Here is a 23,350-nt window from a genome sequence, read left to right on the forward strand (position 1 = left end):
CCCGGCGCGGGAACCGGTGTCAGGGGGCAGTGAACGCGTCGGCGGTCACATCGGCTTCGAGGCTCGCACCCTGGAAGCCGTACGTACCGATGTCCGAGACCTTGATCAGGAGGCAGTAGCGGTCGACCTCGTCGAGGGCGTCGGCCACTTGGTGGTAGTTCCTTCTGAGGTAGTGGATCGCGGCCTGGTTGGCCAGGGAGCTCTGGCCGCAGACCAGCATGACCGGGCGAGTCGCCTGCGGTGGCCTGAACTTGGCCACCAGGGCGTACTCCACCTCGTTCTTCCGGTACGGGTAGCGTCGGCCGCCGACGTCGAACGCCACCGACTCCGGACCCTGACCGTACGGCAGGATGCTGACGCCGGGCAGGTGGGCCGCGAGATGGCCGCCCGTTCGGAGGTTGGCCTCGCCGAGCGGACCGCCGATACAGAATTCCGTACGGTCGTCGTTGATGCCACGGAAGTCCTCGCTGGACTCGGTCTCGACGTCACAGCCGAGTTGGCCGGCCAGGGTAGCAACCTCGATCATGGCGCGGATTTCCTTGTGTGTGGTGACGCCCCGCGTGTTGTGTTTGTTGCCGATGACGATGAAGCAGGTCTCCCCCGGGACGAGGCCGAAGAAGTCCGCTTTGCGGCGCAGTCGGCCGGTGCGCTTGCCGCGCTCCCAGAGCCAGACGAACCCACCACCGATGAGGCTGGTCACCAGACCGACCAGCACATTGACGACTACGGAAAAGATCGCCGCCCCCTCGCGCCCCCACCACGCACAGCGGTTCCGTGCGCCTCGAACGCTTGATCCTCCATGACGGGCCGTGCCTGTGACAACCGGAGGCCGCCCCAACGACGGATGGTGGAGAGTGTGAGCATGGAGTTCTTCTGCTACCACCGCGATCGGCCCGGCTCTGTGGCGCTGCGCCACGAGTTGCTGGAAGAGCACTGGTCGTACATGGACCGGTTCGAGAAGGAGATGATCGCCCGCGGCCCGACCCTCGCCGGGGACGACGTGCCCACCGGCAGCGTGCACATCGTGGACCTGCCGGATCTTGCCACCGCCCGCGCGTTCGCCTTTGACGAGCCCGGCTACCAGGCCGGTGTGTACCGGGACGTGTTGCTGCGCCGGTGGCGCAACCTGCTGGGGCGCACCATGTGGGACTTCCCCGGGGGCGGGACCGACGGCAACCGGTACTTGGTGCTGGGCCTTGGCTCGGGGCAGGGTGCCGACCTCGCCGTGCCGCCCGACCGGGACGAACTGATCGCGTACGGGCCGCTGTTGTCCGACGACGGCACCACCTGGCTGGGTACGGCGGTGCTGGTCCGGGCACCGGATCCGGACACGGCGCGCGCCGTCCTGACCCCGGGCCTGTATGCCGACATCGAGGTCCACAACTGGCAGTTCGGCGGGCGGTCGTAGTGAACTGAGGACGCGGCGAAGGGCGTCGAGACACCCCGGAACGGCTCACTTCCCAACGGGCCCTCGACACAACGGAGTTGGAGCCTCACCATGGTGCCCCATCGGTCGTGTCGACGGATGGGGTCGACGGATGGGGTCGACGGATGGGGCACGCCTTACCCCGGGGGTGGCTGTGGGGTCCGAACGACTGCCGCGCGAGTACCGGATGAGACGGTCCCGGATACACGTGTTCCTCTGGGTGATCGGCCTGGGCACGCTCAGCGTGTTGGCGGCTCTGTGGGGCGCCGAGGTGCCCGCCTCGCTCCGCTACCCCTTCCTAGCGGCGTGGGTGGCTCTCATGGGGTGGCTCCTCTATGCCACGTTGCGCTGTTCGACCACCGCGGACATCAAGGCGATCCATACACGCGGGATGGTCAAGCGCCGCCGGTTGGCGTGGGAGGACATCCAGGACATCAGGGCAGAGGTCAATCCGGCATCGGCGGTGCAGAGCGGTGCGCCCAACGTGCTCGTGCACGCCTACGGGCGGGACGGCTCCAAGGTGCTGTTGCCGTTCGTCGACGATCTTCATGTGAACGTCGAGCGCGAACTCGGGCTGCTGCTCGGCTCATGGGAGGAAATGCGCGGCGCGGACTGGGCGCCCGACCCGCAGGCCGCGGTCCTGATCGGTCGACGCGATGCACGACAGGCGGCCCTCTTCTTCGCGCTGACCGCGATCACTCGTACCGCAGTCGTCGGCCCAGCGGCTGACGGGTCGCGGCCCGAGGCCCGTGTTCGAGGCGCGGGTGCAGGTCTGGGTGTGGGCTGGGCGCGACTACAGCCTCTCGGCCAGGAAGGGCAGGACTACGTTCTCCGAGCACGGTCACCAGCGCCGACTCGTCGACGAGGCCGCCGCGCGCGGTGTTGACCAGCGTGGCGTCGGAGCGCATGGAGTGCAGCAGCCGTGCGTCGACCATGGCGCGGGTCTCGTCGAGCAGCGGGGCGTGCAGGCTCACGACATCACTCTCGGCGAATACGCCCTCCAGCGAGGTCAGTTCGACGCCGAGAGCATGAGCCGTGGCGACGGGCACATACGGGTCGTGGGCCAGCACACGCACGCCGTGCCTGGCCAGGAGCCGCGCGGTGGCCCGCCCGGTGTCTCCGAGCGAGACAAGGCCGACGGTGGCCCCGCGGTGCCGAGTTCGCTTCGGCGGACAGCCGCCGCCCGGGTACGCCGTGCGGTCAGGACATAGCGCCAGCCGTGCTTGAGTGCGTACAGGATCTGGGCGAGCGCGAAGTCCGCCACCTTGTCCGCGATCACCGTGCCCGCGGAGGTGACCCGCACTCCGCGCGCCCAGGACTCTCGGTCACCAGGGAGCGTACGGAGCCTGCGGCATACAGGTCGAGGGCGAGTCGCGGGGCGCTGTCGAGCAGCTCGGCGGTGAGCCGGGGCGCGCGTACGCAGCGAAGGACTTGGTCGGGCAGGGTTACGCCGTCAGCTCGGTGACCAACTCGTCCAGGGTGTTCGACCGCCAGTTGAACGTGTCGGTGCTCACCGGCGGGTCCCCGACCGGTCGATGAACGTACGCGGTTCGCATTCCCACCGCCTGAGCTCCGCGAAGGTCCCAGGCGTGAGCGGCGACCATCAGAACACGCTCTGGTGGACAACCTGCGGCGTCGAGCGCGAGCCGGTAGACCTCCGGCGCGGGCTTGTAGGCCTGAGCGTCTTCGGCCGACAGAGCCTGGTGCCAGCCCAGTTGGGCGTACGCGTTGAGGCGGAGGAGGGTCGCGCGACTGGCGTTGGAGAGTCCCAGTACGGGAAATCGCCGGGCGAGGCGCGTGAGTCCGGCGCGGGAGTCGTCCCAGGGTTTCAGGCGCCGGCTTGCGGTAGCCAGTCGCGCGATGGCCACCGGGTCGGTGAGCCCGGCGCGGTCGGCTACGCGTAGAGCTGCCTCGCGGTCGATGACCTCCGTGTTGGCGTACGCCCGGCCTTCCTCCGCGGTGCGTTGCTGCTCGCGCTCGACATGATCTCGCCACACCTTGAGCAGTTGCTCGACGGACACGTCGTCGGCTCCGGGCACCGCTTCGCGGATGGCCGCTCTGAGTCCGCCCGGCTCGTCGACCATCGTTCCGAGGATGTCGAAGACGACAACCTCGATGCCGTACGACTCGGCCATGCTGGCTCCTCCTCATGGTGGCCCCAGGCGGGACGCGGCCTGGGTCAAGCCGCAGGTGGCGATTGTTGCCCGGTCTTGCGTCACCAGTCAAGGAGGTGACGCATCGGGTACGTCCCTGAGCGGCAACCCAGTTCTGGAGCTGTTTCTCCTGGGCGTCAGGGCGCGGTCGGTATGGCCCGGCCCCGAGCGCTTGCGGGCGTGTTCGACGGTGGCCTCGTCCAAGCCGCCTCGCCCTCCATCCGGCCAGCTCAGACCGAGGGCAGGAAAGGCTCAGTGCCTACCCCTCCGTTCTACCGTCACGCAGCACGTCAACCACGAGTTCACCGTCGGCGGAGGTCTGCACGGTGATTCGATGCCGCCCGTCTTCCGAGGTCATTCGCCGGTGCGCAACCCGCCCGGTGCAGGCGATGGTCATGATGGTCGTGAACCGGCCGAGGGGAGACGAAGGAAGTCCCTGGACGAGGCGACGGAGCAGCGTCCTGGCACTCCAACCGACTGCGACAGCCCTCAGGAGCGCTAGGTCTGCGGCCATGTCCTGCGCCGCCGAGCTCTTCATCCTGATGAAGTCCAGCGCCATCTCCGACTCGATCCAGGCCTCCGGGCACTCGTCCCGCATTCTTCGGACAGCGGCCGGGTCGGCCGTGAGCAGGAAGAAGGGGTCCTGGAGGAGATCCCTCACACCGCCGACGTCGGCGGCATGGGCCGGCAGATAGTCACCCACATAGGGATCGACGGGCCGATCGTGCTGCTCCCGGTATCGCTCAGAGATCTCCTCCCTGAGTGCCTTCACGATGTCCTCGCGGGCGTGTTCGGGCGCTGAAGCACGCAGTTCTTCGGCGAACGTCTCGTGATACAGCCGGTAGACGGTTCGCCCCGCCGAGTCGACCGCCTCTACCAGGAAGGGGCCAGCCACCTCCAGCAGCCGTCGGATGTCCTCGCTGCGCAGCGGTTTGCCGGCGTTGAACACCTTCGCCATCACTCGTGGCCACAGCCGACCACCCCACGGAAGTCCCATTCCATGAGAGAAGGCCAGTCCGCCGAGGAGAGCCTCCACGGTCTTGATCTCGTCGGCGTCATGACATCGCGCTCGCACCGCCTGGCGGAATACGCTTCCGATCGTCCTGGGTTCCTCGACATCCGGATTCGTGTCAGGGCCGAGTGGATCCACGGAATTCTCGTCCGCTGCCGTCGGCCGCTGGGCCAGCAGTCGAATCAGGAGGCGATTACGACGGGCGCGAGCGACGATTACTCTTGCGCGCCCGGGGGCCTCATCAGAAGAACAAGTCGCCTCACTACCCGGACCGTACGGATTGAGCAGCAGCCGTGTCGCGTAGGCGTGCAGGTCGGCCTCACTGTGCCACTGGGGCTGGTTCAGGTCGAGGCGCTCGCCCGGGCGGAGATCGGTGAGGAGATCGGCGGGGACTGCCGTGACCACCCGCATCATGGGGAGTTCGGCCATGTCCCGCAAAAGCTCCGTGATTTCCTGCGGACGCCGAGAACCCTCCCTTTCGGGTGCCTCGCCCACAGCGTCGACGAGAAGAACGAACGGGCGCCGACGCCCCCGCAACAAACTGATGAGCGTGCTGCGAGACGTCTCACGGTCAACGCCCTCCGCCACAGCGATCTCCGCGATGATGTCGCCCCATGATTTGTCACGAGCGTTGATGAGCGCCACCGTCACGGGCGGCGGTGCGCCCGATTCCCCGGTTTCCGCGTTCGTCAACCGCCAAAACTCCGTGAGCAGCGCTGACTTCCCCATACCCGGTGCTCCGGTCACTGCGAGTGGGCGACTCGTGTCCGGGGTGTCGAAGACCCAGCTCCTGAGGCGGTCGAGAGCCGCGGTGCAACCGATGAAGTAGTCCTCGGCCGCTGCCTGCTTCTCAGCGGGAGTCATGTCACAGAGCGACAGGTGTTCCAGCTCTGCGACACTGGCGGGTTGGGGCGGAGCATCCGGATCGTAGCGCCGATTGGGGAGGAACGGTGGATTGTCACGATCGCTCAGCAGCGTTGCGAGAGTGGCATCCTGCTCGTGGCCCTGCTCTTTCAGTTTCTCGCTGACAACCTCGACAACCGTTTCCAGCGGCAGCTTCCTGGAGAGGATCCCCCCGCACTCCCCGCTCTTGATTGCTTCTTCCAATGCGATACGGAAGGCCGAGTCGTCGGCCAGCTGGTATTTTCGCGCGGCTGAGATGACTGAAAAGGAAATCATCCTTCCGTTGAACTTCTCGTTCTGCCGCCCCATGTTGATGGCGACCTGTTGTGCGACTTCACGTACGGAATCGGCTGCACCCTGGGCCGCATGGCATGTGTCGACGATCAGCAGCAACCGCCGCGCGTTGCGTTCGGTGAAGATCCGCACCAGGTCCTCGGTGGGAAGTGCCGTCGAGGTCGGCTTCGCACGCTCGCTGTCCGAACACATCAAGTAATGGCGATCGCCCCTGTGTTCTCCGTGACCGGCGTAGTAGACCACGACCGTGTCGGATGCCGTGAACGGTTCGTCGTCCTGTGACACCAGAGATCTGCGCACAGATTCCGCCCCGTGGTTCAAAAGCGGGACTGACGGTCGACGCTCGTAAGCGAATACGTTCGCGAAGAGCTCGGCCATCCGGACCAGGTCCTCTTTCACACCTTCCAGCGAACCGAGATTGCTGTCGACGTGGTAGTCCGACGATCCCGCCGCGTAGAAGAGTCGGCGTACGGGTGGTGCCATCGCCTCAACCTCTCGTTCGCGAACCGGAATCGATGTGAGCCAGAACGGCTTGTATGACGCGCTCCTGCTGCTCCGGAGTCGCCCTCGTGAGTTTCATTTCGACGCCGTTCACGGAGATCTCCACCCCGCGCTCCGTGCGTGCCATCCAATTGAACAGGGACGTCAACAGGCCCTGCAGTCCGACTGCTTCCGCCAGGCGCACAACGAGCGCGCCCACCTCCGCGATCGGTCCTCTCGTGACAGGGGCCCCAGGTTCAGCTTCCCTGAACAACAGATCGATGTCACCCTCACAGGAATGATCAAGCTCTGATTTCAGATCGTCGGTGAACTCGGCTAAGTCGACGGCATCTTCATCACCGCGCTGCTCGATAAGCAACATCACCTCCACGGAACCCATCACCCCACAGACGGTAGTTGCGGCAAAATGACGAAGAGATCCGAAGCGATCGTGCCCTCTAAATTAGCGCATCGGCGGAGAGTTGGTGTCCTCTTCCTGGGTCTGAAACAGTTGTGATTCAGACTCCTCAATAGCCGCTTGAGTGAACTGGTGGGGCAGGCGCGGCACTTGTCTTGCACATCTCAGTGCAGACTCCCCCGGCATCACCGGTCGACCGGCGCCGGACTTCCGGAACCGACAAGCGCACGAGGGGCGGGTCGTGAGAGGGTGCGGTTCGATCTGGGACAGGGAGGAAGCGTGGGGCTGATCTACGGCTACGACATCTATCTGCGTCCTCGGAATGTCGCCAGGGCATTGGCCAATCTGGCCGAGCTGGCGCCACCGGCCCGTGCCGTACCACCACTTGAGATCACCCTGCCCGGCGGTGACCGGCTCGTCCTCCCGTTCACGTCCCAGTTCAAGAGCGAGCCGGTCGACTGTTCCACGAGCAGCACGCTCGAGCTCGACACGTCCCTCATGTTCGACGTCGATGATGCACTGCGCGAGTACGCGCAGACGAACGGCCCTGACCCCGAGGCGGACGGGCGCATCCAGATCGGGTACATCTACGCGACGATCCGGTTCGAGTCCCTTCTGCACCCTGGTTACACGTCGGTGGAGTGCTGGGCAGCGACGTCGGGGATGAGCCGCTTGTTTGCACGGTCGGCCAACATCAGGAGGGTGTTCACCGACCTCACCGCCGACAGCGGAGGAGTGTGCTGCCTGTTCGACACCGGCGACGGGGCCCCCGAGCAAGTGTGCTGGCTCAACGGTGAACCCACCAAGGAGATGGTCTCCGGTCCCCGCTTTCCAGATCGACGAGCACTTGTGGCCACTTGGCCCGACGCCGAGAAGTGAGCATCGGCGCTCCCTCTATGAGGCCACGAGATCGTGTTACGAGCTCAGGCGATGGTGGCCCGGATGTTCCGGCAGCGGTCGAATACTCGGGTGCGGATGACACCGGCTCACCCTTAGGCTCCGATTGGGGGGACCGACAGGGCGCCCCGTCGACAGCGGCCAGTCAGTGGATCGGGGATGTGCAGGGGAATGACTTGTCAACTGTTCGCGCTCTGCTTCGGTGCCGGCCAGCCACTGCGTCTCGCGCAGTTCTGGGCGGGGGTCCTGGGTTGGGAGGTGGTCGACGATCCGGACGAGGGCGTCACGCTACTGCCCGGTGATGACACCGGGTTCCGCATCCGTTTCCTGCCGAGCCAGGAGCCGAAGGTCGGCCAGAACCGGATGCACTTCGATCTGACGAGCACCTCTCTGGAGGACCAGCAGGAGACGGTGACCAGGGCCCTGGCACTTGGTGGACGGCACATCGACGTCGGCCAACTCCCGGAGGAGGGTCATGTGGTGCTTGCCGACCCCGAAGGCAACGAGTTCTGTGTCGTCGAGCCGGGCAACAGCTTCCTCGCCGACTGCGGATTCATCGGAGCACTGGCCTGCGACGGCTCGCAGGCGGTTGGGTACTTCTGGAGCGAAGCACTGGGATGGCCACTGGTCTGGGACCAGGACCAGGAGACCGCCATTCGCTCGCCTCACGGCGGTCCGAAGATCACGTGGGGTGGTCCACCGGTGGCGCCGAAGACAGGTAAGGACCGGCTGCGTTTCGACCTCGCTCCATCTGTCCAGGGTGATCGGCAGGCAGAGGTCGATCGTCTGCTCTCCCTCGGCGCGACGCGAATCGACGCCGGTCAGGGCGAGGCCGACTGGGTGGAGTTGGCCGACCCCGACGGCAACGAGTTCTCCGTGTTGACGCCCCGGTAGCTACGCCGGGGTCGGGCTCGGCGGGGCTCGTAGAGCATGTCCTGGAGAGACAACTCCCCCGGTCACAGGGTCAGCGGATCTCCCACAGCCGTACGGTGCCGTCGTTGCTCCCGCTGGCGAGCGTGGTGCCGTCCGGGCTGAACACCACGGATCGCACGGCGCCGGTGTGGCCCGCGAGGGTGGCGACGTTCGTACGCCTCGCAACGTCCCAGAGCCGAACGGTGTGGTCGTCGGGGTAGTCGTTGCTGAACGCGGAGCTGGCGCTGCTGCCCCCGCTGGCCAGCATCCGTCCGTCGGGACTGAACGCCACCGACGTCGCTGCGCTGGTGTGGCCTTTGAGAACGGCGATCGTGCGGGCGGACGAGACGTCCCACAGCCGGATCGTGCGGTCGTAGCTGCTGCTGGCCAGGGTGGTGCCGTCCGGGCTGAACGCCACCGAGTGGACAGTGCTGGTGTGGCCGGTGAGGGTGGCCACACTCGAACGGCCCGCGACGTCCCACAACCGGACGGAGGCGTCGTGGCTCCCGCTGGCCAACAGCCGTCCATCGGGACTGAACGCCACCGCCAACACGAATGCGCTGTGGCCGCGAAGTATGCCGACGTTCGAACGGCTCGCGACGTCCCACAGCCGTAGGTAGTCGAAGCTGTGGCCGCTGGCCAGGAAGGCTCCGTCCGGGCTGAACGCGACGCACCATGCGTAGTCGTCGGTGGCGCTGCGGGTGAGGGCCAGGACGGCTGTCATGCGTCTGGAAGCCACCTTCCACAGGCGTACTGCGTCCCGGGCATCGGCCAGGGTGGTGCCGTCCGGGTGGAAGGCGACCTCGACCGGGCTGAACCGCCGGGCGTCGGTGAGTAGGGCGGTCGGACGTCCGTCCTTCGTGGCCCACAACCGGATGGTGCCGTCCGAGATGCCACCGGCCAGAGTCCGCCCGTCCGGGCTGAAGGCCAGCGTGGTGACCTCTCCGGCATCGATCAGTAGCGATACATAGCGGATGCCTTCGGTGTCAGCGGTTCTCCGGGGAACCGGGGCGAGGGACGCGTCGACGGGGCCGGCCCCTGAGGAACCCGGAGTGAACAGCCCGGCGGTTCGGCCCGGGTCGGTGCGGGAGCCGCGACGCGAGGACAGCCGCGACAGGGTCACGCCTGCGGCGGAAACGGCGGCTGCTCCGAGCCCGGCCAGCAGGAGTGAACGACGGCGCCACCGGCTCCCGGCGGGCACACGTCCCACCTCGACGGCGACGGCATCCGCCTGTTCCCCCGGCTGCCGCGCGTCGAGCGGCTGCGCCGACAGCAGAAGGCTCCGCCCCTCCACCCCCTCCGCCGGTGCCAGCCAGTACAGCCGGTACGTCGCGGGAGGCGGAAGCGGCGCAGCGTCGTCACGTACTTCGATCCGCACCCCGGCCGCACGCACCTCGGGCTCGGCGCCCGGTACGTCGGCGATCCGCCCCACCGCGCTCATGATCCGGGCCGATGCCCCGGTCAGTAACGGCAGTTGCGCCGGGGCCAGCCGCCCGGCGGCGTTGGCCGCCACGGTCTCCTCGTCCGTCCACGAACACGCCGCCGGCTGCGTCGTCACCATCCGCCTCCCTCCGGAGTGCCTCTCTCCCATTTCCTTACCGGCGTACCTCCGTCAAGTTCGCGAAGAGTTCGTCATGGCCCACTGCTCCCAGGATTTGGGGGCATGCCGGGTGATCCTCGTGCGTCGATGCCGAGCGGCCGACCTGCTGACGTTCATGACGGTGGCCAGACGTTCGAGGCTGCCGTCGGCCGCGGTGCAGGCTCGGATCAAACCGTCGCGGATGCCTTGGAGACGGGTCGGGAGCCGGTCGAGGCCGCGCAGGGCCGAAAGCCAGTCGCCGGGAGTTGAGGGCGGTGTGCCGGGGTCGCGGGAGTTGCGGCCAGTGCGGAGCATGCCCATGGCCCACAGATAACTGTCGAAGATCTCGGCCATGAGGGTGGCGTCCTCGCCCAAGGCCTCGGCCTCCAGGGCAGTCAGGGTGATGGTGATCTCCAGACCACCGCTCTGGTTGTCGCCGGATCGGCAGGAAACAGTCATCGGCCCCCCAGGGCGATATGGGCTGTACGTTCGTCCGTCACGTGCCGGTACGAGCAGGGGGTGTCCTCCTGATGTGACGGAGCTCGGCACGGTCGATCTTCGTGTCGGACCCGAAGTGCCGGTCAACTCCTGTTTGCGCGAGCCCCACTTCGAACGGTTCCTGCGCCATCCCCTCATGGTCGCAGCGAAGTCGAGATCGGAACAGGGGAGCATTCGGCCTCGGCGCCGGGACGGTCGTCGAGTTTGGGGCGGCCTTCGGTGACGGCCTCAAACCTGGCTGCGTACGGCACCGGACCTCGGTGAATCCGGCCCCTGAGGCAGGTCTCACCATCTTCGAGCCACAACCGCGTGCTCAGCCGGCGGCAGCGCCGAACCACCTGGGCAACTGGCTGCGCAGATCCTGCTGATCGTCACCGGCCCATGCCACGTGGCCGTCCGGCCGGAGCAGCACCGCGGGCACGTCCAGTTCCTCGCTGACGTCGACGACGTGGTCGATGCGGTCCGCCCACCCCTCCACCGAGAGCCGGCCGGTCTGGTCGAGCAGCAGGCCGCGGCCGCCGTGCATCAGCTCGTAGAGGCGCCCCCGCTTCAGCTCCATGTCCCGCATCCGTCGGCCGAGCAGTTCGTGTCCCTCGCCGAAGTCGTAGTGGACTCCGATCGCGATGACCTTTTCGATCAGATACCGGTTCACCTCCTCGAAGTCCATCAGTTCCGACATCAGGCGGCGCACCGACCGGGGACCCGGCTCGGGGGTCATCAGCACGGTCTGCGCGCGGGTGTTGTCCAGCACGGCGGCGGCGACGGGGTGGCGTTCGGCGTGGTAGCTGTCCAACAGCCCTTCTGGCGCCCAGCCGTTGACCTGGGCGGCCAGTTTCCAGCCGAGGTTGAACGCGTCCTGGATGCCGAGGTTGAGGCCCTGTCCGCCCAGCGGCGGGTGGATGTGCGCCGCGTCGCCGGCCAGCAGCACGCGGCCGGTCCGGTAGCACTCGGCCTGCCGGGTGCCGTCGCCGAAGCGGGAGAGCCAGCGCGGCGAGTGCACGCCGAAGTCGGTGCCGGCGAACACGCGCAGTTGCTGCTTCACCTCCTCAAGGGTCGGCGGGACCGAGCGGTCCTCGGCCACTCCCTCGGCGGGTACGACGACGCGGTACAGCCCGTCCCCGTAGGGCCCGACGCCGAACCGAAGGTGGGTCCTGCGGACTTCGGCCACCACGGCGGCCACCGTTTCCTGCGGCGCCGTCACCTCCATCTCACCCAGCAGCGTCTCGGCCCTGGCGGGCTCGCCGGGGAAGCCGACGCCGAGCAGCTTGCGCACCGTACTGCGGCCGCCGTCGCAGCCGACGAGGTAGCGCGAGCGCAACTGCGTGCCGTCGGCCAGCTCGGCGGTGACTCCCTGGTCGTCCTGGCTCAGCCCGACCAGTTCACAGCCGCGCCGGATATCGACGCCGAGTTCGGTGGCGTGCTCCGTCAGCAGGCGGTCGGTGACGGGCTGCGGGATGCCGAGAACGTACGGATGTGCCGTGTCCAGCCGGTCCGGCGACGGCTTGGTGATGCCGGCGAAGAAGCCACCGACCGGGTACTGCTTCCCGAGCGCGAGGAACCTTTCCAACAGACCGCGCTGGTCCATCACCTCGACGCTGCGCGCGTGCAGTCCGAGTGCGCGGACGACCTTGGTCGGCTCTGTCTCCTTCTCCAGCACGACCGCGTGCACGCCGTGCAGCCGCAGCTCGGCGGCCAGCATCAAGCCGGTAGGTCCGCCGCCGACCACGATCACGTCAACCATAGAATCCCCCTCATCCCAACAAGGCCCCATGAGGCCCATATGCCAACAAAGACATACACAGTTCGTGAGTCACTGATTTCCGCCGGTTCTGGCTTCGACCGGATATTCTGCTGCACGACCCGGGTCTTGCCGCAAGGCCCCCGGTGCGCTATAGGTTGATAGTGGCAAGGAGAGGGCGTTCTCCTTGCCTTTGCCATGTGCCGGCGGAGCCCCGGGAATGGGTTTCAACTCCATGGGGCAAGGCCCCACCATGAATTCCCGAAGAAGCATTCGACTCGTATTGGTCGCCCTGCTCACTCTGGTCGCCGCCACGCTGGCCCCAGGCGCGATCACCGGTGCGGGAGCGGCCGCCACCGCCTACACCGATCCGCTGGAGACGATCGGTGCAAGTGAGCGGGCTGGCTACGGGCTCCGTTGGAACGCGGTCACCCCGGAGACGACCGCGAACCTTGACTCGAAGCTCAACAACGTAGGCGTCACCGAGGTGTTGGAGAGCGCCAACCATCCGGCGCGCTCGTGCAACGCCGCCGAGCGGGGCACCCTGCCGACCGCTCCCACCGCGAGCACCAGCTTCTGCTGGGACACCGGCGACGCGACGACCCCGGACTGGCACCCCCAGTCGATCACCAGCTCGGGCGATGCCGACGACGACGGCGCCTGGGGTACCAACAGGCTGATCCTGGCCGGGTGGAGCTACGTCGGCAGCGGAACCGGCGACGCCCGCTACAACACCGTCCGCGTCGCCTTCATCGACTACAACAACCCCGCCGCCCCGAAGTACCGCTGGGTGCTCCTCGTGACTCCCACCAGCGGCGGCGAGAACTTCGCGAGGGTCGCCGCGCATGCGGGAGGCATGGCCTGGTACGGGGACAAGCTGTTCGTCTCCGGCCAGCAGGGCCACACCAACGCGATCTACGTCTTCAGCATGCAGCACATCCTGCAGGCCTCGGTGAACAGCTACGCGATCGGCAAGGTCGACGGTGGCTACTCCGCCTGGGGCTACCAGTACGTCATGCCGGCCATCGGCTCGTACTCGTACGACGCGGGGGCCTGCACGGGCAACGTGAACACCGCCGTGCCCTGCGTCGGTTCGCTCTCACTCGACCGCAGCAGCGTGCCCAACAGCCTGGTCACCACCGAGTACCTGAACAACGGGACCAAGGGCCGCATGCTGCGCTACAACTTCGGCAGCGACTACCTGCTCAACAGCAGTACCGCCTCCGGCTCGTTCGTCCCGGCCGTCCAGGGCTACCGGAGCGGCGTGGGGAACATGCAGGGGGTCCTCGCCCACAACAACGTCTGGTACGTCGCACATGCCTCGGCCTCGTCCGGCGTACACGGCCATCTCTGGGGACAGACCACGACCCGCAGCGTGGCCACCTGCGGAGGCACCTACCAGTGCTGGGCCGAGCACCCGGAGTCCCTGACCTACTGGCAGAGCACGGGCCAGGTCTGGTCCCTGACCGAATGGGAGAACCTACGGACGGTGTTCGCCGTACCTCTGTCCTCGCTCCCCGACTGAAGCGTGGTGCGGGGCCGTCGTCACACCACGCTCACGGGATGCCGCACCACCGCGTCGAACAGGTACCCCTGTGTGTTCGGCGCGGCGGTGTCCGGCTGAGTGCGGCCGGCCGTGTCGGTGGCGCGGGCCAGCAGGTGGGTGGCGCCGGGTTCGTCGGGCCTCCAGTTGAGGGACCAGCGGGACCAGGCACCGGCGCGGGCGCGCTGCCGCCCTCCGGGTGGGCGGGGCCGAACAGCCGGTAGTAGGTGGTGTTCCACGGCGAGCTGAGACACGGGGTACGCCGGAAGGCAGGAGTCTCCATCGAAAAGCAGGCCGGACGGCCACTGCTGTCTTGCCCTTGACGCGCACGTCAAGGGATACCGTCTGCGCGCCGACGGCCGGGCAGCTCCGGCTGTCGCCCGCGCCCACCCGATCACCCATTCACCCATTCACCCATTCACCTGCCCAGGAGCCCCGACATGGCCACTCCCCTGCCTGCGACTACGCGCGAGATCCTGCTGACCGACACCCCCGAAGGGCTGCCCGGGCCTGAGCATTTCGCGGTCGTGGAGAAGCCGCTTTCCGCCCCCGGTCCCGGTCAAGTCCTTGTCCGGAACCATTACTTCCTCGTGTTTCCAGGGCTGCGCACCCTGATCGGCGGCCAGGCCGACGGCGTACCCCTGCCGCGCATCCACGTCGGCGACACGCTCTTCGGTCCCGCCGTCGGCGAGGTCGTCGCCGCAGCGGCAGGCAGTTCGTTGCGGCCCGGGGACGCGGTCACCCATCTGCTCGGATGGCGCGAACACGCGCTGGTGGCGGAGGCCGACTGCACTCCGCTGGGCGATGCCCTTCCCGACCCGGTGGCCCACCTGTCCTCCGGGTCGGCCGCGTACGGAGCACTGACCAGGCTCGCCGAAGTCCGCCCCGGCGACACGGTGTTCGTCACTGGGGCGGCCGGAGGCGTGGGGTCGCTGGCGGGCCCTGTGGCGCGTCTGCTGGGGGCCACGAGGGTCGTCGGCAGCACCCGTTCGCCGGACAAGGCCGAGCGGCTGCGGGCCGAACTGGGCTACGACGCGGTGCTGGTTCCGGGATCCCAGTCGCTCGACGCGCAGTTGGCCGCCGCCGCGCCTGAGGGCATCGACGTCCTGCTGGACACCGTCGGCGGTGAGCAACTGACCGCGGCGGTGCGAGCCGCGCGCCGCGGTGCCCACTTCGCACTGGTCGGTGCTCTGGCCGGACAGCTGTCGCCGCACCTGGACGGTGGCGGTGCGCCCGCGGAGATCGACACGTTCCGGCTCGTCAACCAGAGCGTCTCGCTGCGCGGCTACAGCGGCATGGATCACCCCGAGGTGACGGAGGAATGGACCAAGCGGTTCGGGGACTGGCTGCGCTCCGGCGAGATCACCTTCCCGTGCGTACGGGTCCCGGGCATGGAACGGGCGCCACATGCGTTGCAGGAACTGTTCGAGGGGCGGCACTTCGGGACCGTCGTCGTGGAGTTGCCGCCACGGTGAAGCCACGAGGCGCGGCCGCGGGTGCGGCAGGTGCGTGAAGAAGTCCAGGACGGGGGCGGGATGCGGATCGGGGATGCGGCGGCAGCGGCGGGGACCACGGCCCGGGCTCTGAGGTTCTACGAGGAGCGCGGCGTGCTGCCACCGCCGCCGCGTACGGCCTCCGGACAGCGTGAGTACGGGCCGGAGGATGTGGCCAGGGTCCGCGCTGTGCGTGAGCTGCTGGCGCTCGGGCTCACCGTCGAGGATCTGCGCGGTGTCGGCGACCGGATCGACGTGCTGGTCGAGAATCCACAACGGCGGTGCGGGTGCCCCGACTCCGGTGTCCCCGGCTCCGGGGTCGCCGACCGCAGGCTGGCGGCCCTCGACGCCGAGATCGACCGCCTGACCCGGCTGCGCGACCGTCTGGCACAGCGCGTGGGCGATCGGTCCGGCTCTTCTCCTTCTTCACCTGAGGCGGCCTTCTCGGCCGAGGCCCAGTAGGCCGTGATCGACAACTTGGTATGGTGCGCAGGCTGGTTGCACCGTTTGGAGAGTTGTGGCAGCGCTCATGGGAGAGGGGCCGGGCGACGATGCAGGCGTCAGAATTCTCGCGTGCGGTGGCCGCAGCAAAGTCGATCGCCTCATCACTTGACCTGGCGGTGGACGACGCGATCGTTCTTCATGACTCCAACAAGCTCACTCTGCGTCTGCTGCCTTGTGACGTCCTGGCCCGGGTGGCACCTGTAGATCAACAGGTCGCGCAGTTCGAGGTCGAGCTCGCTCAGCGGCTCGCCGAAGCCGGTTGCCCGGTGGCTGCCCTTGAGCCTCGCGTGGAGCCCCGCGTCCATGAGCGTGATGGCTTCGTGGTCACCCTATGGACCTACTACGAACCCGTGACGCCTCAAGAAGTCTCACCGGCCGACTTCGCCAAGGCGCTGGAGCAGCTGCATGCCGGCATGCGCAAGCTCGATGTCCCGACGCCGCACTTCACGGATCGAGTCGAGCACGCCCAACAACTCCTGGCGAACCGCGAACACACTCCGGCGCTCGCCGACGCGGACCGGGAGCTCCTCAGCGACACGCTACGAAGCATGAGCCGAGCAATCGGCGAGCGCGGCGGCGCCGAGCAGCTGCTGCACGGCGAGCCGCACCCGGGCAACCTGCTCACCACGGAGAACGGGCTGCTGTTCATCGACCTCGAGACGTGCTGCAGCGGGCCCGTCGAATTCGACCTCGCCCATGCGCCCGAAGAAGTCAGTGAGCACTATCCGGGAGTCGATCAGGACCTGCTGCGCGAGTGCCGGATCCTCGTGCTGGCAATCATCACAACGTGGCGCTGGGACCGGGGCGACCAACTCCCGAACGGGCGCCGGCTGGGCGCAGAGTGGCTCAGCCAGATCCGAGCAGCACTGGGTCGCAACGGCCCGGACACCCATGGCTGATTACGGATCTTCGAGGTCGGGCGCGGACGAGTTCTGATCCCGTCAAGGGTTCAGAGGTGCCATCGAAGCCCAGAAGTCCCGTCCAAGGTCAGAAGTCCCGTCCAAGGTCAGAGGTACCGTCCAAGGTCAGAGGTACCGTCCAAGGTCAGAGGTACCGTCCAAGGTCAGAGGTACCGTCCAAGGTCAGGGGTACCGTCCAAGGTCAGGGGCCGATGGCCTTTCAAGTGCGCGCTTCGTCCGGCAGGTGCTTCTCGAAGGGCAGCGGGCCGATGGTTTCCGGGTCGGCGGACGTGTCGAAGAGCGGGGCGTATCCGGTGGCCAGGTACAGCCCGCGGGCCTCGGGCTGGCGCGGCCCCGTGGTCAGGTAGATCCGCCGGTAGCCGCGTACGCGCGCCTCGTGCTCCAGTTCGGCGACGACGAGTCGGGCGAGACCGCGTCGGCGGTGGGCGGAGTGCGTCCAGATCCGTTTGAGTTCCGCCGTGGTCGCGTCGTACCGGCGGAAGGCACCGCCCGCGACCGGCTCACCGCGCTCCAGGAGCAGGAGCAGCACCCCGCCGTGCGGCCGGGTGAACTCCTCGTCGGGATAGCGGGCGAGTTCGGCGTGCGCGTCCTTGCCGTAGCGCGTCGAGTACTCGTCGCCGAGTTCGCGCAGCAGCGGTCTCACCCGTGGGTCCGACACAGTCACTTGACTGACCGTCAGCTCGGTTGCGAACGAGGGGGGTTGGGCGAATGACGTCATCCATTCACCGCCGCGAGGTTCTGCGTGGGGCGGGCCGCCCACTCGGCGTCGCGCTTGGCGACCTCCTCGCGGACGATCGGGATCACGTACCGTCCGAAGTCGATCGCGTCGTCCAGCAGGTCGTAGCCGCGGGCGGAGAGGATGTCGACACCGAGGTCGTAGTAGTCCAGGAGGGCCTGGGCGACCGTGTCCGGGGTGCCGACCAGGGCGTTGGAGTTGCCCGCGCCCCCGGTGGCGGCAGCTGTAGGAGTCCACAGGGCACGGTCGTAGCGCTCGCCCGCCTCGGCGATCGCGATCAGCCGCTGGGATCCGGCGTTCTGCGGCTGAACCTGCCCGTTGTGGCGCTTGGTGATCGCCTCGCCCTTCTCCTTACGGGCCTTGATCGCACCGACCGTGCGATGCGCCTTCTCCCAGGCAAGTTCCTCGGTCGGGGCGATGATCGGGCGGAACGCCACCTGGATGCGGGGTACTTCGGTGCGGCCCACGGCCTTCGCGGCGGCCTTCACGTTCTCGATCTGCTCGGCGGTCTTCGCGAGGGGCTCGCCCCAGAGGCAGTAGATGTCGGCCTCGGCGCCCCCTGCGGCGTACGCGGCGGGCGACGAACCTCCGAACGACACGTTCGGGCGGGGCTGTTGGACCGGGAAGACATCGCTGACGAAGTCGTGGAACCGGTAGTGCTCGCCCTCATGGTCGAAGGGCTCGCGGGTGGTCCAGATCTTCTTGACGATCCCGATGTACTCGCGGGTGCGGGCATAGCGCTCGTCCTTGGTGAGGGTGTCGCCCTCGCGGCCCTGCTCCTGGTCATTGCCGCCGGTGATGAAATGCACGGTCAGCCGGCCCTCGCTGATCTGGTCGAGGGTGGCGAAGGTCTTGGCGGCGAAGGTCGGGTACGAGACGTTGGGCCGGTGGGCGAGCAGGATCTGGAGGCGGTCCAGCCTGCTCGCGATGTAGGCGGCGGCCGGCGCGGGATCCGGCGATCCGGAGCCGTAGGCGAACAGCACCCGGTCCCAGCCGTGCTCCTCGTGCGCCCGGGCCAACCGGAGCGTGTACTCCTTGTCGAAGGCGGCGCCGGACCTCGCGGTGGTCTCGGATCCGTTGTTGGTCGCGGCGATGCCGAGGAACTCCACGGGCATGGGAATGGCCTTTCGTACGGGCTGGGGGAACGGTCCTTTGTACGGCGGTATGTGACTGCTCGTCAGGGACGACTCGTCGGACAACCGGCGCGGCTTGGAGCGAGCGTGGCGACCCTGCGCGTCGGGCGAACCGGACGGCGGCAGCACGCGTCAGGGCCAGTAGGACCACGTCGTTGCGCGGGGCAGTGCCTGCGCGCGTCAGTGCCTGCGAGGGTCGGTGACCCGGAGGGGGAGCTCGGTCCGCAACAGGGTCACCGAGGAGGGAAGGGCCAACGGACGGCCCACCGCCGGAGTCAGGCGCAACACGCCGCGGACCACACCCGACCGAAGTCGATGTGGTCACGCGAGACCAAGCGCGGCTGGGCGTTCATGCGGCCAATTGAGCAATACATCTCGCTCATCGTCAACCAACGCCCGCATGCCGGACCGGCTCCGACAGCCGTCTCGCCAGCCAGCCAGCCAGCCAGCCAGCCAGCCAGCCAGCCAGCCAGCCAGCCAGCCACGACAGTGAATACCAGACACCGCGTCGATCATTCCCTATATTTCCTATCGATTTACTAGGGAAGTGTTGACGGCGCCCTGCTGGGATGCGCAGGATGATGCACATGTGCCCCACGCAGCAACGACTCGTTCGTCGTCGGCATGTCGACTTTGGTCACGTCGTCAGCGCCGCATGCTGTCGCGTGTAGGGCACGCGCCTGCACATCGCGCGTGCCGCTCCGCTCCTTCAGGTGAACTCACCCACCGCTCCCGACAGCCCGACATCCTTCTGAAGGACGACCGCCATGACCACGGCACTTCCGGCTCAGCCCGCTCCCCCGCATTCGCCACTCCCCGACGTGCGCCATCTTCGCCTGGTGGGCGACACCCCACAGAGCGGCACCGGGGAACACGATGCGCCGCCGCTCGTCGGCTATCTCCTGTTCGTCCCCGAGGGCACCGACCCCGCCGAGCTCTTCGCCAAGGGCGGGGTACGGCCGGACCTCCGACCGGTGACCTACGACGACTCGCCTCCCGCGCCACGGACGGGCGATGACAGCATCCACGTCGACACCGCGCGGCATGTCGCGGAGGCGGACGGGCGTGAACTCGACCTCACCTACCTCGAGTTCGAGTTGCTGGCCCATCTCGTTCTGCGCCCCCACCAGGTCCACTCGCGCGAGCAGTTGGTCGCCAACGTATGGGGCTACGACCATGTCGGCGACGGCCGCACCGTGGACGTCCACATCGCGCGCCTGCGCCGCAAGCTGGGCAAGGCTCACCAGCACCGGATCGTCACCGTACGACGCGTGGGCTACAAGTACGTGCCCGACCAGCAAACGAGCCCCGACGCCGCTCTCTGCGGCCGGCCTTGAGGAGACCTGTCCCATGGGCTTTGCCCCCGCGCTGTCCGGCCCCGCCCCGGAGTCCGACCGGACCGCGACGGGCCGTGCGCACTGGCTGCGCGTGGCCCGCGAGACGGCGGACGACCTGGCCACGGACGCGGTGGTCCGGGAGCAGGCGGGCAAGGTCCCGTTCGACGAGGCGTCCCGGCTGCGCGAGGCGGGCCTGCTGACGCTACTCATACCGGCCGAACTCGGGGGCGCGGGCGAGGACTGGCCGACGGCCTACGCCGTCGTCCGGGAGATCGCCGAGGCCGACGGCGCCATCGGCCAGCTCCTCGGCTGTCACTACTTCATGTCATGGAGCGCCCGGTTCCTCACCGAGCCCGCTCTCGCCGCGCAGGTCGGGCGGCAGTCCGCGGCGGAGCAGTGGTGCTGGGGCGGTGGCTTCGCCCGTCAGGAACCACCTCTCGCACTGAACAGGACCGCCGGTGGTTACCTGCTGGACGGCCGGCAGAGTTACGTCACCGGGGTCCTGGTCGCCGACCGGCTCGTCGTACGGGCCGTGCGGACCGATACCGGCGAACCGCTCGCCGTGGTCGTCGATCCCGCCCGGCACGGCGTGGCGATCGACGGCGACGCCGACCCCTTCGGCCAACGGCTCGCGGCCGGCGGCAGCGTTGAGTTCGACGGCGTGCCGGTCAGCGCCGACGATGTACTCGGCTCCCTGTCCACGGACGAGGATGCCCTCTCCCCCGTGGCCTCCCTGGCGTCACCGGTCGGGCGACTCGTGTCCGTCCAGCTCCGTCTCGGCATGGCGGAGGGAGTGCTCGCCGAAGCCCGTGAGTACAGCCGGGCGGGCCACTCCCCCTGGGACCCGGCCTGGCCGGCCGGCTCTCCGCAGGACCCGCAAGTGCTGACCACCTATGGGGAACTCACCGTCCTCACCCGCTCCGCGTCCGCGCTCACCGATCAGGCTCTGGACGCCTTGCAGGACGGGCTGGCGCGCGGCGAAGACCTCACGTACGACGAGTACGCGGAGATATCAGTCCTCGTGGCGATGGCCGAAGCCGCCGCTTCCAGGGCCGTGCAGGATTGCACCGCCCGCGCACTGGACGTCATCGGCGCCCGCTCCACGTCCTCGCGGCTGGGCTTCGACCGCTTCTGGCGCAATGCCAGGACCCACACCTTGTACGAGCCCGTGGCCGACCGGCTTCGCGATGTCGGGGACTACTTCCTGAACGGTGCCCATCCCCCGTTCGTCCTGCCCGCCTGAGCTCTCAGGGCCCTGGCCTGATCTCCGGCGGCCTGAACCTTTGACCGCCGGGCGGAAACGGGCGCCCGGCATCCCACCCGCGGCGGACGCCGACCGAATTCGTACGGGATAATGAACGCATGCGGATCTCAGCCAGGGCGGACTACGCGGTACGTGCCGCACTGCAGCTCGCCGCGTCACGAGACGACGGGCCGCTGAAGGCCGAGGCCATCGCCGATGCCCAGGACATCCCGCACAAGTTCCTCGAAGGCATCCTGAACGACATGCGCAGGGGTGGACTCGTCCTCAGCCAGCGCGGCGGCAACGGCGGCTACCGGCTGGCCAAGCCCCCCGAGTCCATCAGCATCGCCGACGTCATTCGCGTCGTGGACGGACCGCTGGTCTCGGTCCGCGGGGTCCGCCCTCCCGACCTGTCCTACACCGGACCCGCCCAGTCGCTGCTTCCCCTGTGGATCGCGCTGCGCTCCAACGTGCGCGAGATCCTTGAGGGCGTGTCTCTCGCCGACGTCGCGTCGGCCGAGTTGCCCGCCGGGGTATCCGCGCTGACCGACGCCCCCGGCGCCTGGACAAACCCCTGACCGCAGGGCCATTCGACAGCCTGATCTCACATGGTGAGATCAGGCTGTCCACTATGTGAATGCCCTCTTGGGGTGGACGCCACCTTCTGCCACGATCCCCATCAACCAGGTGGGAAAACTAGGGAACTGCGGGGTGGCCATGAGAACGCTCAACCGCACAGACCGGTTGCTGCCCCTTCTGACCTCGCGTCGCCACATCGACCTCGGCCGTACGTCCAGCGCCATCTGTCGACCCGTCTGACGCCGTCCGCCGAACCTGGTGGCTCGCGCAGAACACCGCTGCGCTCCCTGCCACCCCGTCCCTCTCGGCGGACCGGACACTCCTCGACACTCCTGGCTGACTGCGCCACCCGCACATCCCCATGACCGCATGCCTTCGGGCGCGGCTGTGGCGGCGACGCACCATCCACTCCGGCAACACCAGCCACAATCCGCTCCTCAGTCCGCGACGGCATTCCTGCCCCGAGGGCACGCGGCGGAGTGCTGGTGCGCGCCAATGGGCTTTGCGCCTCGCATTTCCGAACCTCCTGACAACCCATCCCTGAGAGGACACCTCCGTGTCTGCCGCACGACCGCTCACCACCCTGCGCACCATCGCCGCCATAGCCGCGCTCCCCCTGCTCGCTCTCACTGCCTGCGGTTACGGGTCCGAGTCGAAGGACAACGACACGTCGAAGGTGGCGGCCGAGGGCAAGAAGCTCTCCGCGGACACCGTGCGGATCGGCTACTTCCCGAACCTGACACACGCCACCGCCCTGGTCGGCGACCAGGAAGGCCTGCTGCAGAAGGAACTCGGCGGCACGAAGGCCACCTACTCCCAGTTCAACGCGGGGCCGGCGGAGATCGAGGCGTTGAACTCGGGTTCGATCGACATCGGCTGGATCGGTCCCTCGCCCGCGATCAACGGCTACAGCACCACCGACGGCAAGGGCCTGCGGATCATCGGCGGCTCCGCGTCCGGCGGCGTGAAGCTCGTCGTCAACCCGGACAAGGTCACCTCCCTCAAGGACATCAAGGGCAAGAAGATCGCCACCCCGCAGCTGGGCAACACCCAGGACGTGGCCTTCCTCAACTGGATCGCCGAGCAGGGCTGGACGGTCGACGCCCAGAGCGGCAAGGGCGACGTCTCGGTGGTCCGCACCGACAACAAGATCACCCCGGACGCCTACAAGTCCGGCTCCATCGACGGCGCCTGGGTGCCCGAGCCGACCGCGTCCAAGCTGGTCGCCGAGGGCGGCAAGGTCCTCCTGGACGAGGCCGACCTGTGGCCCGACAAGAAGTTCGTCATCACCAACATCATCGTCTCCCAGAAGTTCCTCGCCGATCATCCGGACGTGGTGCAGGCGGTGCTGCGCGGCTCGGTGAAGACCAACACCTGGATCAACGCCCACCCCGACCAGGCGAAGGCGGCCGCCAACACCAAGCTGCAGGAGCTGTCCGGCAAGCCGCTGCCGGACAATGTGCTGGACCCGGCGTGGAAGTCGATCCAGTTCACCGACGACCCGCTGGCCTCCACCCTGAACACCGAGGCCGACCACGCGGTCAAGGCGGGC

Annotated in this window: 22 protein-coding genes and 2 pseudogenes; 13 read left to right on the forward strand and 11 right to left on the reverse strand. The window is 68.0% G+C overall.

The window, feature by feature from the left end:
- Positions 1 to 19 precede the first annotated feature (19 nt).
- Entirely contained in the window at positions 20 to 700 is a 681-nt protein-coding gene (locus ACZ5VQ_RS42610) for a hypothetical protein (RefSeq protein WP_469109711.1), read from the reverse strand.
- A gap of 162 nt (positions 701 to 862) precedes the next feature.
- On the opposite strand from ACZ5VQ_RS42610, the gene ACZ5VQ_RS42615 reads away from it, so the two are divergent.
- On the forward strand, positions 863 to 1,408 hold the full coding sequence (locus ACZ5VQ_RS42615; RefSeq protein ID WP_469109739.1) for a YciI family protein: 546 nt from the start codon (positions 863 to 865) through the stop codon (positions 1,406 to 1,408).
- A 337-nt stretch (positions 1,409 to 1,745) separates the two neighbouring features.
- Positions 1,746 to 2,312, forward strand: coding sequence for a PH domain-containing protein (locus ACZ5VQ_RS42620; protein ID WP_469109740.1), 567 nt, complete (start codon positions 1,746 to 1,748; stop codon positions 2,310 to 2,312).
- Here ACZ5VQ_RS42620 and ACZ5VQ_RS42625 read toward each other — a convergent pair.
- The 4 genes and pseudogenes from ACZ5VQ_RS42625 to ACZ5VQ_RS42640 all read right to left on the reverse strand — a co-directional run.
- Positions 2,263 to 2,742, reverse strand: a pseudogene (locus ACZ5VQ_RS42625) (NAD(P)-dependent oxidoreductase); the annotation flags it as partial. The gene ACZ5VQ_RS42620 and the pseudogene ACZ5VQ_RS42625 sit on opposite strands and share 50 nt — an antisense overlap.
- Before the next feature lie 129 nt (positions 2,743 to 2,871).
- Positions 2,872 to 3,561 carry a haloacid dehalogenase type II gene (locus tag ACZ5VQ_RS42630; protein WP_469109712.1) on the reverse strand — a complete coding sequence of 230 codons (690 nt, stop codon included), beginning with the start codon at positions 3,559 to 3,561 and terminating at the stop codon, positions 2,872 to 2,874.
- A gap of 277 nt (positions 3,562 to 3,838) precedes the next feature.
- Positions 3,839 to 6,271: a caspase family protein gene (locus ACZ5VQ_RS42635; RefSeq protein WP_469109713.1), complete on the reverse strand. Its 2,433-nt coding sequence runs from the start codon at positions 6,269 to 6,271 to the stop codon at positions 3,839 to 3,841.
- 4 nt (positions 6,272 to 6,275) lie between these two features.
- Positions 6,276 to 6,668 carry an effector-associated constant component EACC1 gene (locus ACZ5VQ_RS42640; protein WP_469109741.1) on the reverse strand — a complete coding sequence of 131 codons (393 nt, stop codon included), beginning with the start codon at positions 6,666 to 6,668 and terminating at the stop codon, positions 6,276 to 6,278.
- A gap of 297 nt (positions 6,669 to 6,965) precedes the next feature.
- Here ACZ5VQ_RS42640 and ACZ5VQ_RS42645 point away from each other — a divergent pair, with 297 nt between their 5' ends.
- Positions 6,966 to 7,565, forward strand: a complete 600-nt coding sequence (locus ACZ5VQ_RS42645) for a hypothetical protein (protein ID WP_469109714.1) — start codon at positions 6,966 to 6,968, stop codon at positions 7,563 to 7,565.
- Between the two features lie 189 nt (positions 7,566 to 7,754).
- Positions 7,755 to 8,477 (forward strand): VOC family protein, encoded by a 723-nt coding sequence (locus ACZ5VQ_RS42650; protein WP_469109715.1) that lies wholly within the window; start codon positions 7,755 to 7,757, stop codon positions 8,475 to 8,477.
- A gap of 70 nt (positions 8,478 to 8,547) precedes the next feature.
- Here the strand turns inward: ACZ5VQ_RS42650 and ACZ5VQ_RS42655 are convergent, their stop codons facing one another.
- From ACZ5VQ_RS42655 to rox, 3 genes are all read right to left on the reverse strand, one after another.
- On the reverse strand, positions 8,548 to 10,056 hold the full coding sequence (locus ACZ5VQ_RS42655; RefSeq protein ID WP_469109716.1) for a WD40 repeat domain-containing protein: 1,509 nt from the start codon (positions 10,054 to 10,056) through the stop codon (positions 8,548 to 8,550).
- 51 nt (positions 10,057 to 10,107) lie between these two features.
- Positions 10,108 to 10,533 carry a hypothetical protein gene (locus ACZ5VQ_RS42660; protein ID WP_469109717.1) on the reverse strand — a complete coding sequence of 142 codons (426 nt, stop codon included), beginning with the start codon at positions 10,531 to 10,533 and terminating at the stop codon, positions 10,108 to 10,110.
- Between the two features lie 352 nt (positions 10,534 to 10,885).
- Positions 10,886 to 12,313: a rifampin monooxygenase gene (gene rox / locus ACZ5VQ_RS42665; protein ID WP_469109718.1), complete on the reverse strand. Its 1,428-nt coding sequence runs from the start codon at positions 12,311 to 12,313 to the stop codon at positions 10,886 to 10,888.
- 250 nt (positions 12,314 to 12,563) lie between these two features.
- Between rox and ACZ5VQ_RS42670 the strand changes: the two genes are divergently transcribed.
- The gene (locus ACZ5VQ_RS42670) at positions 12,564 to 13,835 is read left to right on the forward strand and encodes a hypothetical protein (protein ID WP_469109719.1); all 1,272 of its coding nucleotides are present in this window, start codon (positions 12,564 to 12,566) and stop codon (positions 13,833 to 13,835) included.
- A gap of 20 nt (positions 13,836 to 13,855) precedes the next feature.
- On the opposite strand, the pseudogene ACZ5VQ_RS42675 reads toward ACZ5VQ_RS42670, so the two are convergent.
- Positions 13,856 to 14,103: pseudogene (locus ACZ5VQ_RS42675) on the reverse strand (sulfite oxidase); the annotation flags it as partial.
- 190 nt (positions 14,104 to 14,293) lie between these two features.
- On the opposite strand from ACZ5VQ_RS42675, the gene ACZ5VQ_RS42680 reads away from it, so the two are divergent.
- From ACZ5VQ_RS42680 to ACZ5VQ_RS42690, 3 genes are all read left to right on the forward strand, one after another.
- Positions 14,294 to 15,328 (forward strand): MDR family NADP-dependent oxidoreductase, encoded by a 1,035-nt coding sequence (locus ACZ5VQ_RS42680; RefSeq protein WP_469109720.1) that lies wholly within the window; start codon positions 14,294 to 14,296, stop codon positions 15,326 to 15,328.
- A 60-nt stretch (positions 15,329 to 15,388) separates the two neighbouring features.
- A complete protein-coding gene (locus ACZ5VQ_RS42685; RefSeq protein ID WP_469109742.1) occupies positions 15,389 to 15,808 on the forward strand; it encodes a MerR family transcriptional regulator in 420 nt (139 codons plus the stop codon).
- Between the two features lie 89 nt (positions 15,809 to 15,897).
- Entirely contained in the window at positions 15,898 to 16,749 is an 852-nt protein-coding gene (locus ACZ5VQ_RS42690) for a phosphotransferase enzyme family protein (protein ID WP_469109721.1), read from the forward strand.
- 220 nt (positions 16,750 to 16,969) lie between these two features.
- Here ACZ5VQ_RS42690 and ACZ5VQ_RS42695 read toward each other — a convergent pair whose 3' ends face one another.
- Both ACZ5VQ_RS42695 and ACZ5VQ_RS42700 read right to left on the reverse strand, forming a co-directional pair.
- Positions 16,970 to 17,488 carry a GNAT family N-acetyltransferase gene (locus ACZ5VQ_RS42695; RefSeq protein WP_469109722.1) on the reverse strand — a complete coding sequence of 173 codons (519 nt, stop codon included), beginning with the start codon at positions 17,486 to 17,488 and terminating at the stop codon, positions 16,970 to 16,972.
- A complete protein-coding gene (locus ACZ5VQ_RS42700) occupies positions 17,485 to 18,621 on the reverse strand; it encodes an LLM class flavin-dependent oxidoreductase (protein ID WP_469109723.1) in 1,137 nt (378 codons plus the stop codon). The genes ACZ5VQ_RS42695 and ACZ5VQ_RS42700 overlap by 4 nt, the downstream gene beginning before the upstream one ends.
- A 785-nt stretch (positions 18,622 to 19,406) precedes the next feature.
- On the opposite strand from ACZ5VQ_RS42700, the gene ACZ5VQ_RS42705 reads away from it, so the two are divergent.
- The 5 genes from ACZ5VQ_RS42705 to ACZ5VQ_RS42725 form a co-directional block, all read left to right on the forward strand.
- Positions 19,407 to 19,976: a winged helix-turn-helix domain-containing protein gene (locus ACZ5VQ_RS42705; RefSeq protein WP_469109724.1), complete on the forward strand. Its 570-nt coding sequence runs from the start codon at positions 19,407 to 19,409 to the stop codon at positions 19,974 to 19,976.
- A gap of 13 nt (positions 19,977 to 19,989) precedes the next feature.
- Complete coding sequence (locus tag ACZ5VQ_RS42710; protein ID WP_469109725.1) at positions 19,990 to 21,219, forward strand: acyl-CoA dehydrogenase family protein; 1,230 nt, start codon at positions 19,990 to 19,992, stop codon at positions 21,217 to 21,219.
- Between the two features lie 119 nt (positions 21,220 to 21,338).
- Positions 21,339 to 21,797: an RrF2 family transcriptional regulator gene (locus tag ACZ5VQ_RS42715; protein ID WP_143643055.1), complete on the forward strand. Its 459-nt coding sequence runs from the start codon at positions 21,339 to 21,341 to the stop codon at positions 21,795 to 21,797.
- A 139-nt stretch (positions 21,798 to 21,936) separates the two neighbouring features.
- Positions 21,937 to 22,038 (forward strand): putative leader peptide, encoded by a 102-nt coding sequence (locus tag ACZ5VQ_RS42720; protein ID WP_327394225.1) that lies wholly within the window; start codon positions 21,937 to 21,939, stop codon positions 22,036 to 22,038.
- A gap of 316 nt (positions 22,039 to 22,354) precedes the next feature.
- The coding region (locus tag ACZ5VQ_RS42725) for an ABC transporter substrate-binding protein (RefSeq protein ID WP_469109726.1) at positions 22,355 to 23,350 on the forward strand (996 nt) is incomplete at its 3' end.

The sequence above is a fragment of the Streptomyces sp. NPDC033178 genome (assembly GCF_055577685.1).

Excerpts from the sequence above, each read along its gene's own strand:
- ACZ5VQ_RS42615 (WP_469109739.1), top strand. The coding sequence starts at position 863 with ATGGAGTTCTTCTGCTACCACCGCGATCGGCCCGGCTCTGTGGCGCTG.
- ACZ5VQ_RS42620 (WP_469109740.1), top strand. The coding sequence starts at position 1,746 with ATGGGGTGGCTCCTCTATGCCACGTTGCGCTGTTCGACCACCGCGGAC.
- ACZ5VQ_RS42630 (WP_469109712.1), bottom strand. The coding sequence starts at position 3,561 with ATGGCCGAGTCGTACGGCATCGAGGTTGTCGTCTTCGACATCCTCGGA.
- ACZ5VQ_RS42635 (WP_469109713.1), bottom strand. The coding sequence starts at position 6,271 with ATGGCACCACCCGTACGCCGACTCTTCTACGCGGCGGGATCGTCGGAC.
- ACZ5VQ_RS42640 (WP_469109741.1), bottom strand. The coding sequence starts at position 6,668 with ATGGGTTCCGTGGAGGTGATGTTGCTTATCGAGCAGCGCGGTGATGAA.
- ACZ5VQ_RS42650 (WP_469109715.1), top strand. The coding sequence starts at position 7,755 with ATGACTTGTCAACTGTTCGCGCTCTGCTTCGGTGCCGGCCAGCCACTG.
- ACZ5VQ_RS42655 (WP_469109716.1), bottom strand. The coding sequence starts at position 10,056 with ATGGTGACGACGCAGCCGGCGGCGTGTTCGTGGACGGACGAGGAGACC.
- ACZ5VQ_RS42660 (WP_469109717.1), bottom strand. The coding sequence starts at position 10,533 with ATGACTGTTTCCTGCCGATCCGGCGACAACCAGAGCGGTGGTCTGGAG.
- rox (WP_469109718.1), bottom strand. The coding sequence starts at position 12,313 with ATGGTTGACGTGATCGTGGTCGGCGGCGGACCTACCGGCTTGATGCTG.
- ACZ5VQ_RS42670 (WP_469109719.1), top strand. The coding sequence starts at position 12,564 with ATGAATTCCCGAAGAAGCATTCGACTCGTATTGGTCGCCCTGCTCACT.
- ACZ5VQ_RS42680 (WP_469109720.1), top strand. The coding sequence starts at position 14,294 with ATGGCCACTCCCCTGCCTGCGACTACGCGCGAGATCCTGCTGACCGAC.
- ACZ5VQ_RS42685 (WP_469109742.1), top strand. The coding sequence starts at position 15,389 with ATGCGGATCGGGGATGCGGCGGCAGCGGCGGGGACCACGGCCCGGGCT.
- ACZ5VQ_RS42690 (WP_469109721.1), top strand. The coding sequence starts at position 15,898 with ATGCAGGCGTCAGAATTCTCGCGTGCGGTGGCCGCAGCAAAGTCGATC.
- ACZ5VQ_RS42695 (WP_469109722.1), bottom strand. The coding sequence starts at position 17,488 with ATGACGTCATTCGCCCAACCCCCCTCGTTCGCAACCGAGCTGACGGTC.
- ACZ5VQ_RS42700 (WP_469109723.1), bottom strand. The coding sequence starts at position 18,621 with ATGCCCGTGGAGTTCCTCGGCATCGCCGCGACCAACAACGGATCCGAG.
- ACZ5VQ_RS42705 (WP_469109724.1), top strand. The coding sequence starts at position 19,407 with ATGACCACGGCACTTCCGGCTCAGCCCGCTCCCCCGCATTCGCCACTC.
- ACZ5VQ_RS42710 (WP_469109725.1), top strand. The coding sequence starts at position 19,990 with ATGGGCTTTGCCCCCGCGCTGTCCGGCCCCGCCCCGGAGTCCGACCGG.
- ACZ5VQ_RS42715 (WP_143643055.1), top strand. The coding sequence starts at position 21,339 with ATGCGGATCTCAGCCAGGGCGGACTACGCGGTACGTGCCGCACTGCAG.
- ACZ5VQ_RS42720 (WP_327394225.1), top strand. The coding sequence starts at position 21,937 with ATGAGAACGCTCAACCGCACAGACCGGTTGCTGCCCCTTCTGACCTCG.